Origin of the sequence: Kocuria salsicia, from assembly GCF_039532055.1 — a bacterium.
GTDB classification, from domain to species: Bacteria; Actinomycetota; Actinomycetes; order Actinomycetales; family Micrococcaceae; genus Kocuria; species Kocuria salsicia.
The window spans coordinates 57,485-73,521 of the sequence record NZ_BAAARF010000005.1; the positions used below are offsets into that span (position 1 = coordinate 57,485).

The 16,037-nt window shown below is 71.0% G+C and carries 14 protein-coding genes; 10 read left to right on the forward strand and 4 right to left on the reverse strand.

Translation table 11 applies throughout. From position 1 onward, the window contains the following. Nucleotides 1-22 precede the first annotated feature (22 nt). A complete protein-coding gene (locus ABD264_RS05695; protein WP_344204892.1) occupies nucleotides 23-1,834 on the reverse strand; it encodes an amidohydrolase in 1,812 nt (603 codons plus the stop codon). Between the two features lie 268 nt (nucleotides 1,835-2,102). Between ABD264_RS05695 and ABD264_RS05700 the strand changes: the two genes are divergently transcribed. From ABD264_RS05700 to ABD264_RS05715, 4 genes are all read left to right on the forward strand, one after another. After that, the gene (locus ABD264_RS05700) at nucleotides 2,103-3,638 is read left to right on the forward strand and encodes an amino acid permease (RefSeq protein ID WP_344204893.1); all 1,536 of its coding nucleotides are present in this window, start codon (nucleotides 2,103-2,105) and stop codon (nucleotides 3,636-3,638) included. Between the two features lie 141 nt (nucleotides 3,639-3,779). After that, nucleotides 3,780-4,115, forward strand: coding sequence for a rhodanese-like domain-containing protein (locus ABD264_RS05705; protein ID WP_068471077.1), 336 nt, complete (start codon nucleotides 3,780-3,782; stop codon nucleotides 4,113-4,115). After that, a complete protein-coding gene (gene pheA, locus ABD264_RS05710; RefSeq protein ID WP_144943079.1) occupies nucleotides 4,112-5,113 on the forward strand; it encodes a prephenate dehydratase in 1,002 nt (333 codons plus the stop codon). Before ABD264_RS05705 ends, pheA begins: the two co-directional genes overlap by 4 nt. Nucleotides 5,114-5,118: 5 nt before the next feature. After that, nucleotides 5,119-6,513 carry a GntP family permease gene (locus ABD264_RS05715; RefSeq protein WP_290500127.1) on the forward strand — a complete coding sequence of 465 codons (1,395 nt, stop codon included), beginning with the start codon at nucleotides 5,119-5,121 and terminating at the stop codon, nucleotides 6,511-6,513. A gap of 150 nt (nucleotides 6,514-6,663) precedes the next feature. Here the strand turns inward: ABD264_RS05715 and ABD264_RS05720 are convergent, their stop codons facing one another. Beyond that, nucleotides 6,664-7,605 carry a diacylglycerol/lipid kinase family protein gene (locus ABD264_RS05720; protein ID WP_244944873.1) on the reverse strand — a complete coding sequence of 314 codons (942 nt, stop codon included), beginning with the start codon at nucleotides 7,603-7,605 and terminating at the stop codon, nucleotides 6,664-6,666. A gap of 106 nt (nucleotides 7,606-7,711) precedes the next feature. On the opposite strand from ABD264_RS05720, the gene serS reads away from it, so the two are divergent. From serS to ABD264_RS05735, 3 genes are all read left to right on the forward strand, one after another. Next, a complete protein-coding gene (gene serS / locus ABD264_RS05725; protein ID WP_144943080.1) occupies nucleotides 7,712-9,016 on the forward strand; it encodes a serine--tRNA ligase in 1,305 nt (434 codons plus the stop codon). Nucleotides 9,017-9,192: 176 nt separating this feature from the next. Further along, nucleotides 9,193-10,107, forward strand: a complete 915-nt coding sequence (locus ABD264_RS05730; RefSeq protein WP_174233428.1) for an HAD family hydrolase — start codon at nucleotides 9,193-9,195, stop codon at nucleotides 10,105-10,107. A 216-nt stretch (nucleotides 10,108-10,323) separates the two neighbouring features. After that, nucleotides 10,324-10,953 carry a hypothetical protein gene (locus ABD264_RS05735; protein WP_055082561.1) on the forward strand — a complete coding sequence of 210 codons (630 nt, stop codon included), beginning with the start codon at nucleotides 10,324-10,326 and terminating at the stop codon, nucleotides 10,951-10,953. 6 nt (nucleotides 10,954-10,959) lie between these two features. Here ABD264_RS05735 and ABD264_RS05740 read toward each other — a convergent pair whose 3' ends face one another. Further along, nucleotides 10,960-11,736: a hypothetical protein gene (locus ABD264_RS05740; RefSeq protein WP_244944872.1), complete on the reverse strand. Its 777-nt coding sequence runs from the start codon at nucleotides 11,734-11,736 to the stop codon at nucleotides 10,960-10,962. Between the two features lie 178 nt (nucleotides 11,737-11,914). Beyond that, nucleotides 11,915-12,430 carry an inorganic diphosphatase gene (locus ABD264_RS05745; RefSeq protein ID WP_055082557.1) on the reverse strand — a complete coding sequence of 172 codons (516 nt, stop codon included), beginning with the start codon at nucleotides 12,428-12,430 and terminating at the stop codon, nucleotides 11,915-11,917. A 271-nt stretch (nucleotides 12,431-12,701) separates the two neighbouring features. Between ABD264_RS05745 and dacB the strand changes: the two genes are divergently transcribed. The 3 genes from dacB (at nucleotide 12,702) to ABD264_RS05760 (ending at nucleotide 16,037) form a co-directional block, all read left to right on the forward strand. Further along, nucleotides 12,702-14,156 (forward strand): D-alanyl-D-alanine carboxypeptidase/D-alanyl-D-alanine endopeptidase, encoded by a 1,455-nt coding sequence (gene dacB / locus ABD264_RS05750; protein ID WP_344204904.1) that lies wholly within the window; start codon nucleotides 12,702-12,704, stop codon nucleotides 14,154-14,156. A gap of 272 nt (nucleotides 14,157-14,428) precedes the next feature. Next, complete coding sequence (locus tag ABD264_RS05755; RefSeq protein ID WP_145011592.1) at nucleotides 14,429-15,526, forward strand: zinc-dependent metalloprotease; 1,098 nt, start codon at nucleotides 14,429-14,431, stop codon at nucleotides 15,524-15,526. 49 nt (nucleotides 15,527-15,575) lie between these two features. Continuing rightward, on the forward strand, nucleotides 15,576-16,037 hold the full coding sequence (locus tag ABD264_RS05760; protein ID WP_055082551.1) for a DNA-binding protein: 462 nt from the start codon (nucleotides 15,576-15,578) through the stop codon (nucleotides 16,035-16,037).

Here is a 16,037-nt window from a genome sequence, read left to right on the forward strand (position 1 = left end):
GTGTGGTCGACGGCGCGTGCGCTCACAGGCTCCCGTGGACCACCTCGCCACCGATCACCGTGGCGGTGACCCCGATGTCCTTGATGCTCGTGGGGTCCACCGCGTAGATGTCCTCGGAGAGCACCACGAAGTCCGCGAGCTTGCCCACGCTCAGGGATCCCTTCTCGTGCTCCTGGTGGGAGGCCTGCGCACTGGCCACGGAGTAGGCGTGCAGCGCCTCGTCCACGGTGATGCGCTCCTCCGGGACGAAGTCTGCTCCGGAGGCGGTGCGGCGGTTGACCATGTCGTGGATGTTGGACAGCGGCGGGTAGTCCACGATGGGCGCGTCCGTGGAGGCGGGCACCGTCATGCCGGCCTCCAGCAGGGACTTCATGCGGTAGCAGAACCGGGTGCGCTCGGGCCCGAGCGCACGGGCCATGCCATCGCCGAGCTCGTTGACGAACCTGCCCTGCGGCACGGGGACCACGCCGAGCGACGCCGCGCGTGCCACCTGCTCCTCGCTGGCCACTCCGAAGTGCTCGATGCGGTGGCGGCAGTCCTCGCGCGGGAACCGGCGCTGGGCCTCTTCGATGATGTCCAGGACCACGTCCACGGCGCCGTCGCCGATGGCGTGGACGGCCAGCTGCCAGCCGTTCTCGTGGGCGGCCACGAGTCGGGCCTCGAGCCACTCGCGGGGGAACTGCAGGTATCCGAGGTTCTCCTCCGCGGCGCAGGAGTGGGGCTCGCCCTCCGCGGACAGAGCGTCGTCCGCGGGGGAGGTCTCGGGCTCGTAGCCCACCGTCATCAGCGCGGAGCGCCCGATCAGCGAGCCGTCCGAGAGCACCTTGACCGCGCCGATGCGCAACCACTCGTCGCCCATCCCGGAGCGGATGCCGAGATCCAGTCCGAACCCCTGGCCCTCGTGCGGGTACGGCTCGGCCACCGTGAGCCCGGTAGGGTCCACGGGGTGCAGGGTTGTGAGGTAGGGCATCACGGTGGCGCGCACGCGCAGCAGCCCCTCGTCCCGGGCGAGCTGGTAGGCGGCGATGTCCGTGGGGGACTGACCCAGGTGCGCGGGGGCCCCGAGCCCCGGTTCGGTGATGGACGTGATTCCCGCGGCCACGGCGACGTCGCCCGCGGCCCCGATCTGCTCGGCCACCGCGCGCGTGGTCTTGGCCGGGAGGTGGTCCGAGACCAGCGCGCGGGCGGTCTCCTCGAGCAGGCCCTGTGCCGAGCCGTCGTCGTCCAGCGGGACGCGGCCGCCCTCCGGGACGGTGAAGCCGGCGCGCCCCGGGTAGCCGGCCACCGCGAAGGCGGCCGAGTTCGCTACCGCCATGTGGCGCGAGTTGTGCCACAGCCACACAGGGTTCAGCGGGGCCACGGCGTCCAGCTCCACAGCCAGCGGGTGGTGGCCGTCCAGGTAGTTCTGGTCGTAGCCCTGGCCCATGACCCACTCGCCCGGCTCCGAGTCTCGCGCGGCCGCGCCGATCCGCTCCAGCAGCTCCGCCATGGTGGGCGCAGCCCGCGGGCTCACGTCCACCTGCACGAGCGCCTCGCCGAGCAGACTCAGGTGGCAGTGCGCGTCGTGGAAGCCCGGGACCACCGTGGCGCCGCGCAGGTTCACCACTCGGTCGAAGGCCTCACGGGGCAGCTGCTCGTCCACGCTCACGATCCTGCCGCCGTGCACCCCCAGCGCGTGCACCAGGGGGTGCCCGGGGTCCTGCGTGTGGATGGAGCCGTTCGTGAAGATCACGTCGAGTGCCATGGTGGTGCCGTCCTCGGGGTCGTGTGCGTGGTCCGCGCACCGGGTTCCGGGCACGACGTCGTGCTCGGGCGAGCGGGCGAGTCCGCCCATCGTCTCGCGCGGGTGTGCCCCGTGTCACGCGACGTCACGGGCCATGACGGGCCGTGACCCGGCGGCGACCGACCGTGACCGGTGACCACGCGCGGCCCCCGGCCCGCTCACCCGGCCCGCGCCCGGGAGGGGCTGACGCAAACCGGGGTCGCCCCCCGCGCGGCGACTACCCTCGAGGCAACGGCATCGGCCACCCCCGCCCCGGGGTGTGGACGGGCCACTGGCCTCTCGCACGGATGTGCCCCACCTCGCACAGCAGGAGAACACCATGCCCTTCGATCCACAGGCCCCGGCCACCGGCCCCATGCCCGTTTTCCACGAGAGGGGGGACCAGGGGTACAAGAAGTCCCTGGGCCACTTCCAGATCCAGATGATCGGCATCGGTGGTGCCATCGGCGTGGGCCTGTTCCTGGGCATCGGCGGGCGCCTCGCGGCGGCGGGCCCCGCGCTGGTCGTCTCCTACCTGGTGGTCTCCGCCGTGGTGTACCTGCTCATGCGCGCCCTGGGGGAGCTCGTGATCCACCGCCCCACCACGGGCGCGTGGGTCTCCTACGCGCGCGAGTTCGTGGGCGACCGCTTCGCGTTCATGACGGGGTGGATCTATGTAGCGCTCTCCGCCGTGGCCGGGGTGGGCGAGATCGCCGCGCTCGCGGTGTACGTGCAGTTCTGGTGGCCAGAGATCCCGGGATGGATCCCGTCCCTGGTCGCGGCGATGACGATCGTGGGCTGCAACCTGCTCAGCGTGAAGCTCTACGGGTTCATCGAGACGTGGGCGGCCATGGTCAAGGTGCTCGCGATCCTGCTTTTCCTGGCGGCGGGCCTCGTCCTGGTGGTCGCCGGTGACATCTTCCACGCCCCCACCGCGGCGTCGGTCACCAACCTGTGGAGCGGCGGCTTCGCCACACGGGGAGTGCTCGTGCTGGTGGTCGTGATGACCGGCGTGGTCTTCTCCTTCTCCGCGATCGAGATCGTGGGCGTGTCCGCGGGTGAGGCCAAGGACCCGGAGAAGTCCATGCCCAAGGCCATCAACTCCGTGGTGCTGCGCATCGCCCTGTTCTACATCGGCTCCATCCTGGTGCTTTCCATGCTGCTGCCCACGGACGAGTACTCCGGAGACGAGTCCCCGTTCGTCACCGCGCTCGCCTCCCTGCACATCCCCGCGCTGGCCGGGATCATGAACTTCGTGGTGCTCACGGCGGCGATCTCCGGCGTGAACGCGACCCTCTACGCGAGCGTGCGGCTGCTGCGCAACCTCTCCGCGCACGGCCAGGCGCCCAAGGTGATGGCCTCGGTGGGTCACCGCGGTGTGCCCACGGGGGCGCTGCTGTGCATCTTCGGCTTCGACCTGGTCGGCATCGTGATGATCTACGCGCTGGGCGCCTCGGACGCGTTCGAAGTGGTGCTCAGCGCCTGCTCAATCTTCGTGCTCTTCGGTTGGATCTCAATCTTCGTCTCCCACCTGGGCTACCGGCGCCAGGTCGCCCGCGGGCAGGTCGCGCCCGTTCACTTCAAGATGCCCGGTGCGCCCGTGACCAACTACGTGTGCCTGGTGTTCCTCACGGTGCTCTCCCTCTACATCATGTTCGACTTCAGCAACCCCCACTGGTACTACAGCCTCCTGGCCGGTGTGCTGATCCTGGTGGCCACGAACATCGGCTACGAGATCTCCCGACGCCACGTGCGCCGCAACGGCCTGCCTGACCTCACACCCTCGAACGAGGAGCACGACGACGAGGCAGGGCACCACGACGCCGTGGGGAACGGTGCCGCCGAGGGCGAGGGGCGGGGCCCCGGCACGCGCTGAGCACCGTCGTCCCCCGGACCGTGGACGTGAGCCGCGCCACGGCCCCCGGACCCGCCGGAATCGGTTGCCCTGCCGCTAGGGTGGAGCACTGGTAAATCCGGGGCGCCGCGAAAAGCGGCGGGACCGAGGCTGGAGGAGCACATGGACAACATCAACAACCTGCCGTCCGCGAGCGTGGACGAGATCCCCGCGGGCGCACCCGTGCTGGACGTGCGCGAGCAGGACGAGTGGGATGCCGGGCACATCGAGGGCGCCCAGCACCTGCCGCTCTCGCAGCTCGCCGAGCGTACCGACGAGGTGCCGCTGGACGTGGACGTCTACGTGATCTGCCGCTCCGGCGGTCGGTCACTGCGCGCCACGGCGTACCTCGCGCAGTACGGCTACGACCCCGTGAACGTGCTGGGCGGCATGGGTGCGTGGGCGGACGCAGGCAGACCCATCGTGTCCGAGACCGGGGAAACGGCGCGCGTTCTGTGAACGCGGCGGTCTCCGGCGTGGCCCCGGGTCCCTCGGACCCGGGGCCACGCGCCCGTCGCTACGCGTTCCTCGGTCCTGAGGGCACCTTCACCGAAGCCGCACTGATGCAGGTTCCGGGGGCGCCGGACGCCGAGTGCATCCCCATGAACTCGGTGCCGGCCGCACTCGCCGCGGTGCGCGAGGAGACGGTGGACGCCGCCGTCGTGCCCCTCGAGAACTCGGTGGAGGGCGGGGTGAGCGCCACCCTCGACGACGTCTCCTTCGGCGCCGAGCTGCGGATCTTGCAGGAGATCCTCGTGCCCATCCGCTTCGTGCTCGTGGCACCGGACGGCGTGCGGCTGCAGGACGTCCGCACCGTCTCGACCCACACGCACGCGTGGGCGCAGATCCGTGGCTGGGCCGAGACGAACCTGCCAGGCGTCACGTACGTCCCGGCGCCGTCCACGGCGGCCTCCGCGGTGGCCATGCTCGACGGCCGCGGCGGGGTCAGCACCCAGGGCCTGGGATACGACGCCGGGGTGTGCTCGCCGGTGGTCGTGCAGCGGCACCCGGAGCTGCAGGTGCTCGCGGAGGACATCAGCGACAACGAGAAGGCCGTGACCCGCTTCGTGCTCGTGGCCCGCCCGGACGCCACCATGCCCGCCCCCACCGGCGCGGACAAGACCTCGCTGGTGGTCCCCCTGTGGGAGGACCGCCCCGGGGCGCTGCTGGAGATCCTCGAGCAGTTCGCCACCCGCGGCGTGAACCTCACCCGTATCGAGTCCCGCCCCACCAAGACCCACCTGGGCGACTACTTCTTCTCTGTGGACATCGACGGCCACATCCAGGACGACCGCGTCGCTGACGCCCTCATGGGCGTGCGCCGGATCTGTCCCCGCACCCGTTTCCTCGGCTCCTACCCCCGCGCGGACAGGCGAGAGGTCCGCGTGGCGAAGCACCACAGTGACGCCGCGTTCATCCAGGCCCGCTCGTGGGTCGACAACCTGAAAGGACAGTGACGTCCATGGACATCGAGGGCTGGAGCCAGACGCTCACCGCAGGCCCCCTCCTGCTCATCGCAGCGGCGGCCATTGCCGTGCTGCTGGTGCTCATCATCAAGCTGCGCGTGCACGCGTTCCTGGCACTGATCATCATCTCGGCCCTCACGGCCTTCGCCACCGGGATCCCCACGGACCAGGTGGTCCCCGTGATGCTTGACGGCTTCGGCAAGACGCTCGCGAGCGTTGCGCTGCTCGTGGGCCTCGGCGCGATGCTCGGGCGCCTGCTGGAAACCTCCGGCGGCGCGCAGGTGCTCGCGGACCGGCTGATCCGGGCCTTCGGCGAGAAGCGCGCACCGCTCGCGCTCGGCGTGGCCTCCCTGCTGTTCGGCTTCCCGATCTTCTTCGACGCAGGCCTGGTGGTCATGCTTCCCGTGGTCTTCTCGGTGGCCCGCCGCCTGGGAGGCAGCGTGCTGACCTACGCGCTGCCCGCCGTGGGCGCGTTCTCCGTGATGCACGTGTTCCTGCCACCGCACCCGGGGCCCGTCACCGCGGCCACGTTCTTCGAGGCCAACGTGGGCTACATCATCCTGGTGGGCCTGATCTGTGCGATCCCCGCGTGGTACGTGTCCTCCTACCTTTTCGGCAAGGTGGTCGGACGCCGGATCTCCCTGCCCGTGCCCACGATTTTGGGCGAGGCCGAGGACGTGCGGAACCCGCCGAAGGTGGGCACCGTGGTGGCCATGCTGCTGCTGCCCATGGTGCTGATCTTCCTCAACACCGGTCTGGGAACCCTCGCGAAATCCGGGGCGGTGTCCCAGGAGACCGCATCCCAGACATGGTTCCAGCTGCTGCGCTCCCTCGGCGAGACCCCCCTCGCGCTGACCATCACACTGATCGTGGCCGCGCTGTGCATCGGCCGGGCCCGTGGGCTCAGCGGCACCGCGATCGAGAAGACGTTCGACTCCGCACTGGGTCCCGTGTGCTCGGTCATCCTCATCACCGGCGCCGGCGGGATGTTCGGTGGCGTGCTGCGCACCTCCGGGATCGGTGCCGCCCTCGAGGACGTGCTCGCGGATCTGGGGATCCCCGTGATCCTCGCGGGCTTCCTGATCGCCGCTGTGATGCGCGTGGCGCAGGGCTCGGCCACCGTGGCCCTGACCACTGCGGCGGGGCTGATTTCTCCCGCCGTGCTCGCGGGCGACTTCAACGGCGTGCAGCTGGCGGCGATGGTCGTGGCCGTGGCGGCCGGTTCCGTGGTGCTCTCCCACGTCAACGACTCCGGGTTCTGGCTCGTGGGCCGGTTCCTGGAGATGGACGTGCGCACCACGTTCAAGACGTGGACGGTGCTCGAGACCATCATCGGCGTGCTCGGCTTCGCGCTCGCGGCCCTGCTGTTCGCGGTGGCCGGGGCCTTCTGACCTTGCCCCCCGGCGGGGGTGACGACGGCCACGTCGTCGCGTCCCGTTCCGGCCGCGCCCGGCCGCGGTCCCCGCGCGGTGCCCGCGAGCCCCTGACAGGAGGACCCGGCTCTCCCAGGAGAACCGGGTCCTCCTGTCAGCCGGGCTGGGTCAGTCTGCCTGGGAGGGTGGCACGCGGACCCGCAGGGAGCGGTGGTCCACGATGGACTCCAGGGCGGTGATGCTGCCGAGCAGGTCCCCGTCCACCTCGCACTCGATGGGCTCGTGGAACTCCACGCGCACGGACTTGCCGCTGTAGAAGTCGATCACCGGCAGGTCGTGGCGGTGGCGGAAGGCCACCTTGGCCACCATTCCCAGCCAGCCAAGGACCGAGCGCGGGGACATCACCACGAGGTCCAGGTAGCCGTCGTCCAGCTTGGCCTTCGGCACCAGGATCAGCCCGGCGGTGAGCTCGCCGCAGTTGCACACCATGACGGAACGCACCAGGCGGGACTCCCACGGGCCGCCGTCCACGCTGAAGCGCGCCCACCGTGGGTGGCTGAACAGATGGCGCATCCCGGCCTCGCCGTAGGCGGCCCACCCCACGAGGTTCTTGAGGTCGTCCTTGGTGTCCGCCATGATCTGGGCGTCGAAGCCCGCGCCGCCCATGACCAGGAAGCGGTGGTCCTCCGTGCGCCCGTCCTCGGTCTCCAGGTGCATGGTGATGGAGTCGATCGCCTTCTGCGAGCCGAACAGCGCCACGTCCACGGAGTGGTGCGGGTCCGTAAGGTCCGCGTGCAGGTTCCGGGCCAGCAGGTTGCCGGTGCCGAGCGGCACGAGACCCAGGGGAATCTCCCCGCCCACCAGAGACTCGCCCACCGCGCGAATGGTGCCGTCCCCGCCCGCGGCCAGCACGACGTCGGCACCGGACTCCACAGCGCGCCGCGCCATGGAGAATCCGGGGTCGTCGATCTCAGTCTCGTAGATCACCGGGTCTGCCCAGCCGGCCTTGCGGCACGCCACGATCAGCGCATCCCGGGCCACTCCCGCCTGGGCCTTGATCGGGTTGACCACCATGGCCACTCGCTGGGGCTGCCACTTGTTGTCCGGCACTGAGTCCCTTCCGGGGATCGGTTCACGCTGGTTGTCGACAGCGGCAAGTCTACGGGTCCGGCCTCCCCGTTCCCCGGGACACCGCCCGGTTGGATACCCTGGAAGGGTGATCGACATCAACGACCTGCGCGCCGACCCCGAAACCTACCGTGCCTCCCAGACCGCCCGCGGGGCGGACGCGGGGCTCGTGGACCGCATCCTGGAGGCGGACTCCCGGCGTCGCAGTGCGATCACGGACTTCGAGTCCCTGCGCGCGGAGCAGAACGCCTTCGGCAAGAAGGTGGCCAAGGCCCAGGGTGAGGAAAAACAGCAGCTGCTGACCCAGGTCAAGCAGCTTGCCGCGGATGTGAAGACCGCGCAGGCCACCGCGGATGATGCACAGGCCCAGCAGCAGGAGCTCGTGGCACAGTTCCCCAACGTCATCGTGGAGGGCATCCCCTCCGGCGGTGAGGACGACTTCGTGCTGCTGCGCACCGAGGGCACACCCCGGGACTTCGCGGCCGAGGGGTTCGAGCCCCGCGACCACCTGGCGCTCGGGGAGCTGCTGGACGGCATCGACATGGAGCGCGGTGCGAAGGTCTCCGGCTCCCGGTTCTACTTCCTCAAGCGGGACGTCGCCCGCCTGGAGACCGCGCTGCTGATGGCCGCGCAGGACCTCGCCCTGGACAACGGGTTTGTCCCCATGACCACGCCCAACTTGGTGCGCCCGGCCGTCATGAACGGCACGGGCTTCGACGTGGAGCACGACGACGAGATCTACCGCGTGGGCAAGGATGACCTCTACCTGGTGGGCACCTCCGAGGTGGCGCTGGCCGGGTACCACCAGGACGAGATCCTGAACCTCTCCGACGGCCCGCTGCGCTACGCCGGGTGGTCCTCGTGCTACCGACGCGAGGCCGGTTCCGCGGGCAAGGACACCCGCGGCATCATCCGCGTGCACCAGTTCAACAAACTGGAGATGTTCGTCTACTGCCGTCCGGAGGACGCCGCCGCCGAGCACGAGAAGCTGCTCGCGTGGGAGGAGCAGATGCTGCAGGCCTGCGGTCTGAGCTACCGTGTGATTGACACCGCCGCGGGGGACCTCGGCACCTCCGCCGCCCGCAAGTTCGACTGCGAGGCCTGGATCCCCACGCAGGGCAAGTACCGCGAGCTGACCTCCACCTCCAACTGCACCACCTACCAGGCGCGCCGGCTCAACATCCGCGAGCGGCTGCCCGAGACCACGGACGCTAACGGCAAGGTCAAGAAGGGCGGCACGCGCGCCGTCGCCACCCTCAACGGTACGCTCGCCACCACCCGCTGGCTCGTGGCGCTGCTCGAGACCCACCAGCAGACGGACGGCTCCGTGACGATCCCGCAGATCCTGCGCCCGTACATGCGCGGCCAGGAGGTCATGCGCCCCGTCGCGTGAGCAGCCGCGCCCCCCGCCCGACGACGCTGCTCCCCGACGATGTCGCCCGCCCGCCGTGCCCGCGCACGGTGCGCGGGCGTCGTCGTTTGCCGCCCCGTGGCCCGGACGTCACCCGCAGGTCACCGGGGCGTCCACCGCAGGACGTGCCGCCATGGTGATGTGACACCATGACTGTCATGACTGATACCCGAACCGGCATCGACGACCGGCACACCGACGAGCGCGCGAAGAGCGCGGCCGACGCCTTCGCGCCCCTGAAGGTCCAGACCCCTCGCACCAGCTCCTGGACCCGCGAGGAGGGCGCACGCTACCTCGTGGCCCTGGACGTGGACGGCACCCTCGTGGACCACGACGGCCGGATGTCCCGCGGCGTGAAGGACGCCCTGCGCGCCGTGGTGGCCGCCGGGCACCACGTGGTGATCTCCACCGGCCGCTCCATGGGCGCCACCCTGCCCGTGATCCGCCAGGCACACATCGACTCCGGCTTCGCCGTGTGCTCCAACGGCGGCGTGACCCTGCGCCTGGACCCCGAGCTGCCCGAGCACTACGAGGTCACCGACCGCGTGAGCTTCGACCCCGCCCACGCACTGGAGGCGCTCGCGAGCACGCTGCCCACCGCCAAGTTCGCGCTCGAGGGCGCGGACGGGAAGTTCTACTCCACGGAGCGCTTCCAGGACGCCTCCTTCGGCATCGAGGCCGTGCCCGTGGACCTGCACGAACTCGCCCAAATCCCCGCCGTGCGCCTGGTGGTCTACAGCGCCACGGACGCTCCCGGGGACTTCGCGGACGCCATCGAGCGTGCCGGGCTGCACGGCGTGGCCTACTCCGTGGGCTGGTCCTCGTGGCTGGACGTGGCCGCGAACGGCGTGTCCAAGGCGAGCGCGCTGGAGCAGATCCGCCAGCACCTGGACGTGGACCCCGCTCACACCGTGGCCATGGGGGACGGACGCAACGACATCGAGATGCTGCAGTGGGCCGCACGCGGGGTGGCCATGGGCCAGGCCCCGGACGAGGTCGCCGCCGTGAGCCGCGAGGTCACGGACAGCGTCTACGACGACGGCGCTGCGGCAGTCCTGCGCTCGCTGCTCTGAGCCGCGCGGCTCTGCGGCATCCCCCGGGGGCTCCGCGGGCCTGGTATCCGGGGACCTCTGCGGCCGGAGCACCGTTGACCAGGGCGCCGTCCTCAGGAATGCCGTGGCCCGGGGCTCCGAGGTCAGGCACCGTGGTCGGGCACTGCGCCCGGGCGCCGCGTCTGGCACGCGGGCGGTGCTGCCCGTGAAATGGCATGGAACTGCGATACTGGGACCGTGTTCGTCCTGACCCTGACCCAGCGCGTGGCGGACGCCTCCCGTCCTGATCCCGCCACGGACCGCGAGGTGTGCCGGCTGCTGAGCGGGCTGTCCGTGCGCGCACCCTTCCAGCCGTCGGCGGCGGGGGTCGTGCGCGGGCTCACCGAGGACGCAGACGTTGCAGTGACCGCAGCGATGGTGGCCCTGCGCGACGACGCCTACGCCGTGGGGATCGGGGTGGGGGACGTGTTCCTCACGCCCGTCGACCAGGAGGACGGCCGGGTGGCCGTCACGGCGGAAGGTCCCGGCATGGGTTTCGGGCACGACGCCGCCCAGCACACCCGCAGCACGGAGCGCGTGGCCGTGCGGGTCAGCGCGGCGGACCCGGAGGCGGCAGAGCAGGCGGAGGCCGTGCTGCGACTCGTGGGCCACATTGTGAGCGTGCGCAGCGACGCCGAGTGGCGTGTGGTGGACCTCCTGGTTCCCGGCGCCCGCGGCCAGCAGAAGACCGTGGCCCGGCAGCTGGGCATCACCCCGCAGGCGGTGTCCAAGGCTGTGGTGCGCTCCCTGTGGCACGAGGAGTGGCGGGCCCGCCCCGCGGCGGCCACGCTGCTGCGGCTGTGCGAGTCCGGCGGCCTGCAGGGCTGAGCCCCGTCACCACCAGGTGTCCACCGTGTACCCGGCGGCTGCGAGATCCGTCTCCAGCACGGGCAGGCACTCTGCGGGCAGACGCAGGGAGCCCGCGACGTCCCGGGCGTCGAAGTAGCCCGTGAGCCACGTGAACGCCGGGTGGTCCCGGGCGAGGGACTCGCACCGGGTGACGATGCGCCTGGTCTCGGCCTCCGGTGAGAAGACCCAGAAGGACTCCAGGTCCGTCAGCTGGAACAGACCCACCCCGTGGTGCCCCCGGGGAGCGGGAAGCCCTCCGGTCCCGGTTCCGGCACCCGCGGCGGGATCTCCCCAGCCCTGCGCGGGGCTGCGGACCCATCCCCCGGAGGCCGCCGGTCCCAGCGCGGGAGCGAGCGGGTCCAGCTCCCAGCGGGGTGCGCGGAGCAGCCAGTCCGGTGGACTGGGCGGGAAGAGTGCTCCGTCCGGCGAGTCCGGCCACTGCTCGCGCCACGTGGCCCAGCTGCCTGCCTCAACGCGGTCCCAGAAGCGCTGCGCACCGATCTCCACGGAGAGGTCCGACACCGTGCTGTGCTGGCGTGCCCAGCTGCCGCCGGACCCACCGGGATCCTGACCGGCCTCGGCGGTGAACGGGCGCAGGGTGATGTCCGGGTGCAGCGGGGGTCCCGGGGCAGCCGCCGTCCCCGCGGCCGTCAGCAGCCCTCGCACCCGGCCCATGAGGTGCTCGGGACCCAGCACCTGGGTGGAGTCCGTGCCGTGGAAGACGTACACGCGCTCCACGTCGCTCGACTGCGCATCAAACACGGGCACCACCTCCGGGGATACGGCGGGCGGTGACGGTTTCACCACCCGCGCAACGGGCTGCGATCATCCCACCACGTCCCGGCGACAGGCATAAGGGACGGGTTCTGAACGGGCGATCCCCGCCGCCGGAGGGGTGCTCCGAGGGCGGGGATCTGCATCACGCGGTGAGTGCGGGAGCTCAGTCGTCCTGCTCCGCCTCCGCGGCGGTGTCGTACTGGGACTGCTGGAAGCGCTCCTGTGCCTCGACGATCAGGCGCTCGGCGGTCTCCTTGCCCTCCCAGCCCTCGCCCTTGACCCACTTGTTGGGCTCGAGGTCCTTGTAGCGCTCGAAGAAGTGCTGGATCTCCTTCTGCAGGAACTCGTTGACGTCCTCGAGGCCCTGGATCCCGTCGTAGCGCTTGTCCGTGGATACGCACAGCACCTTGGCGTCTCCGCCGGCCTCGTCGGTCATGTTGAAGACGGCGATGGGGCGGGCCTCCAGGATCACACCGGGCATGATGTCGACGTCCATGATGACCATGGCGTCCAGGGGGTCGCCGTCCTCGCCCAGGGTGTCCTCGAAGTAGCCGTAGTGCGTGGGGTACTGCATGGAGGTGAAGAGCACGCGGTCCAGGCGGATCCGGCCGGTCTCGTGGTCGATCTCGTACTTGACGCGCGAGCCGCGCGGGATCTCGATGGTGACGTCCAACTCCATGGTGAAACTCCTTGGTTCGTAGTGGTGCGCGCCGCGGTGGATTGCCCCGGGGCGTCGCACACGGCGGCGCTCCGACGGCGCGCGTCCGAGCTGATGCGTCCCACGATACCGGCCTCCCCCGCGGCCGGCCCGCATCGGTGGCGGTCTCCGCGCGGGCCCCGGCACGAGGACTGCGGCGTCAGGGGCCATGGCAACGTGGGTTCTCTGCGGGGTGGTGGTGTCGCGGCGTCGTGAGGTTGTCCGCGTCGGAGCGGCACGGAAGAATCGGCTCATGCTCGCAACCCCGCACAAGACCCCGGCGCGCCACCTCGTGTGGCCCGTCGTGTGCGTGCTGCTCGTCGTCGCGCTGGTGGTTGCGTCGGTCGTCGCGGTGCCCGCGGCGCTGGCGGAGGTCGCACCCGGCTCCGGCGCGAGCACCGGCACCGGTTCTGGCGCCGTCGACGGCTCGGGCGACACTGCGGCCGCGAACCCGTCGGTGGCGGGGGACTCGGAGGAGGCGCCCCCGGTGGACGCGGATGCCGTGCAGCGCGCCCTGGACGGGGTGCTGGAGGGTGCCCCGGGAACGGCGGGCGCCGCCGTTCTCGCGGTGGACTCGGACGATGTCGTGGCGGGGGAGTCCCCGGAGCGGGCCGTGGTCCCCGCCTCGAACCAGAAGCTGGTGACTGCGCTGAGCCTCGCTGAGCACCTGGACCCGCACGAACGTCTGCGGACCACGGTGGTCACGGGGGAGGACCCTGGCAAGCTCACCCTGGTGGCGGGAGGGGACACGCTGCTCTCACCCGGGGACGGGGACCCGGAGGCTGTCAACGGCCGTGCCGGTCTCGGGACGCTCGCCCGGCGCACCGCGGACGCCCTGCGCGAGCGGGCTCCAGAAGCCGCTTCGAACGGTGTGACCGTGGCCGTGGACACGAGCCTGTTCACGGGGGCGGACCTGAACCCGGACTGGGACCCGGAGGACATAGAGTCCGGGGAGATCACCCGGGTGGCGCCCATCGCCCTGTACTCGCACCGGGTGCCCACGGCGGACGGTGCGGACCCCGGTTCCCAGGGCAGCCGCCCCTCGGACCCCGCGGCAGCCGCCGCGCAGGCGTTCGCGGACCGGCTCTCCGAGCAGTTGGGAGGCGCCCGCGTGTCCGTCAAGGGGACCGCCGCGGCACCGCAGGACGCCGAGGAGCTCGCGGCCGTGGAGTCCGCACCCGTGCACGAGCAGAGCGCCTACATGCTCGCCCACTCGGACAACTCCCTCGCGGAGACCCTCGCCCGGGTCGCTGCCGTCGCCTCGGGGCGCGAGGGCAGCGTGGCCGGTGTGCAGGAGATGCTGCCGGAGGCCCTGCAGGAGCAGGGCATTGCCACCGACGGCCTCGCGGTCAAGGACGCGAGCGGCATGGCCGCGGCAGACCGGCTCACGCCGCTGGTCCTCGCGCGCACCGTCCGCGCGCTGGTCACGGAGCAGCGCTTCGCCCCCTACGGGCGGGGGCTGCCCGTGGGCGGCGGCGCGGGAACACTGGCCCAGCGCTTCGACGACTCCTCGGAAGCGGCCGCCCGAGGACGCACCCGCGCCAAGACGGGCACACTGCTGGACGTGGCATCGCTCTCCGGCTACGTCCAGTGCGAGGACGGCAACGTGCTCGTCTACTCCCTGGTGCTCAACGGCGTGAAGGGGAAGACGGACCGCGCCCGGAACACCGTGGACACCGCCGTGGCCGCCCTGACTGGTGCCGCCTGACGCAACGGCGACCACCCACCCGCCTGGCAGCCCACGCGCTCACCCGGCCACGCACCCCCCCCAGGCGGGCACCCCACCAGCCAAGCACCGGACAGCGCAGTCACCTGACCGCCCGGTGGCTGGCCGCCCGACACCACGGCAACGGCTCGAGCACAGCACGGCCGACTCCCGCGCACCGCACTGCGGCCGTGCAGGAAGCCGCCGGGGACTTGCCAGGAGGTGGGGCGGGAAACCCCCAACGCGGCGTCGGGGCCGTGTGGTTGAGTGGGCGCATGAGCCAAGAACTGACGCAGCGTTCGCTCGTCGACTGGGATGCAGCCGCGCAGCTAGCCGCCAAGATGACTCCTCCGGGACCTACCCCGGCCCCGCGCGAGATGTCCAAGGCCGTGGAGTCCCTGCGCTACTTCGCGCACGAGTCTGTGCACCACGTGCACACGATCACCCGCCTGGACGCAGCCGAGAACCTGCGGGACTCCACCGTTCTGGTGGTGGACCGCGCGGGCTGGGCGAAGGCGAACACCCAGACGTTCTCCGTGCTGATGCAGCCCGTCTTCGACCGGCTGCGCGCCAAGGACCCCCAGAAGTTCGACGCCGCCAGGCGCGGTGTGGCACCCACGGCCACCGCCGCGGAGATGGCTGCGTTCGTGGGCTTCCTGTCCTCGAAGGTGCTCGGCCAGTACGACCCCTACGCGGGGCTCGTCTCCGAGACCGCGGCCCGCTCCCACCCCGGTGGCCGCCTGATGTTCGTGGCGCCCAACGTGCTGTGGACGGAGAAGGAGCTCAACGTGGCACCGGAGGACTTCCGGCTGTGGGTGTGCCTGCACGAGCAGACCCACCGCGTGCAGTTTGCCGCCGCGCCGTGGCTGCGGGACCACATGCTGGAGCAGATCACGAGCCTCGGCTCCCTGGACGCCTCCGTGTGGGACCGGGTGCGTGCGCTGGCGTCATCCGTCACGGGCCGTTCGCGCGGTGAGCGCCCGGACGCGGGTCTTGGCCCGCTGACCCACCTGCTCACCGCGCAGGAGCGGGCCACGGTCTCCCACGTCACCGCGGTGATGTCCTTGCTGGAAGGTCATGCGAACGCGGTCATGGACGCCGTGGACGCGAGGATCGTGCCCACCGTGAAGACCATCCGTCGGCGCTTCGACAACCGTTCCGCGGACCACGGTGTGGTGGACCGCTTCATCCGTTCGGTGCTGGGCATGGACGCCAAGATGCGTCAGTACAGCAACGGCCAGAAGTTCGTGGAGCACATTGTGGAGCGCGAGGGCATGGACCGCTTCAACACCGTGTGGAGCTCCCCGCAGACACTGCCCACCGAGGCGGAGATCCACGACCCCCGGGCGTGGGTGGAGCGGGTCCTGCGCTGAGTCCGCACCTGCCAGGTGATCGTTCAGACGGGTATGTCAAGATGACCCCGTGAGCTCTGAAAACATCGAACAACAGGTACGGCTGTACGGACAGCCGTTGTCAGAGCGTTTTGGCGCCGTGGTGGGGGCCTACGGTATTACGCAGCGTCGGCTGGCCCAGGTTCTGGGTCTGTCGGCGCCCATGCTCTCCCAACTCATCAGCGGCAGACGCATCAAAATCGGAAATCCGGCGGTCTACGAACGCCTGGTCATGCTCGAGGACAGCGTGAGCACCTCGGACCGGGAGGCCGTTCTGACCAGGGTGGAGGCATCCCAGCCGGTGCTCTCCACGTCCCAGATCCGCACCGGGATCGCCACGAACACGGACGCCGTGAGCGCGCTGGCTTCCGTGGTTCCGGTGGGGGAACTGGAACGCGCGCTGGTCATGCTCGGGGAGAGCACGCCGGTGCTGTCCAAGGTGCTGGCCATGGCGGAGGAGACCGCGCAGCGCTCCGGGCACGCACGGGGCTGA

Excerpts from the sequence above, each read along its gene's own strand:
- ABD264_RS05695 (WP_344204892.1), bottom strand. The coding sequence starts at position 1,834 with ATGGGCGGACTCGCCCGCTCGCCCGAGCACGACGTCGTGCCCGGAACC.
- ABD264_RS05700 (WP_344204893.1), top strand. The coding sequence starts at position 2,103 with ATGCCCTTCGATCCACAGGCCCCGGCCACCGGCCCCATGCCCGTTTTC.
- ABD264_RS05705 (WP_068471077.1), top strand. The coding sequence starts at position 3,780 with ATGGACAACATCAACAACCTGCCGTCCGCGAGCGTGGACGAGATCCCC.
- ABD264_RS05715 (WP_290500127.1), top strand. The coding sequence starts at position 5,119 with ATGGACATCGAGGGCTGGAGCCAGACGCTCACCGCAGGCCCCCTCCTG.
- ABD264_RS05730 (WP_174233428.1), top strand. The coding sequence starts at position 9,193 with ATGACTGATACCCGAACCGGCATCGACGACCGGCACACCGACGAGCGC.
- ABD264_RS05745 (WP_055082557.1), bottom strand. The coding sequence starts at position 12,430 with ATGGAGTTGGACGTCACCATCGAGATCCCGCGCGGCTCGCGCGTCAAG.
- dacB (WP_344204904.1), top strand. The coding sequence starts at position 12,702 with ATGCTCGCAACCCCGCACAAGACCCCGGCGCGCCACCTCGTGTGGCCC.
- ABD264_RS05755 (WP_145011592.1), top strand. The coding sequence starts at position 14,429 with ATGAGCCAAGAACTGACGCAGCGTTCGCTCGTCGACTGGGATGCAGCC.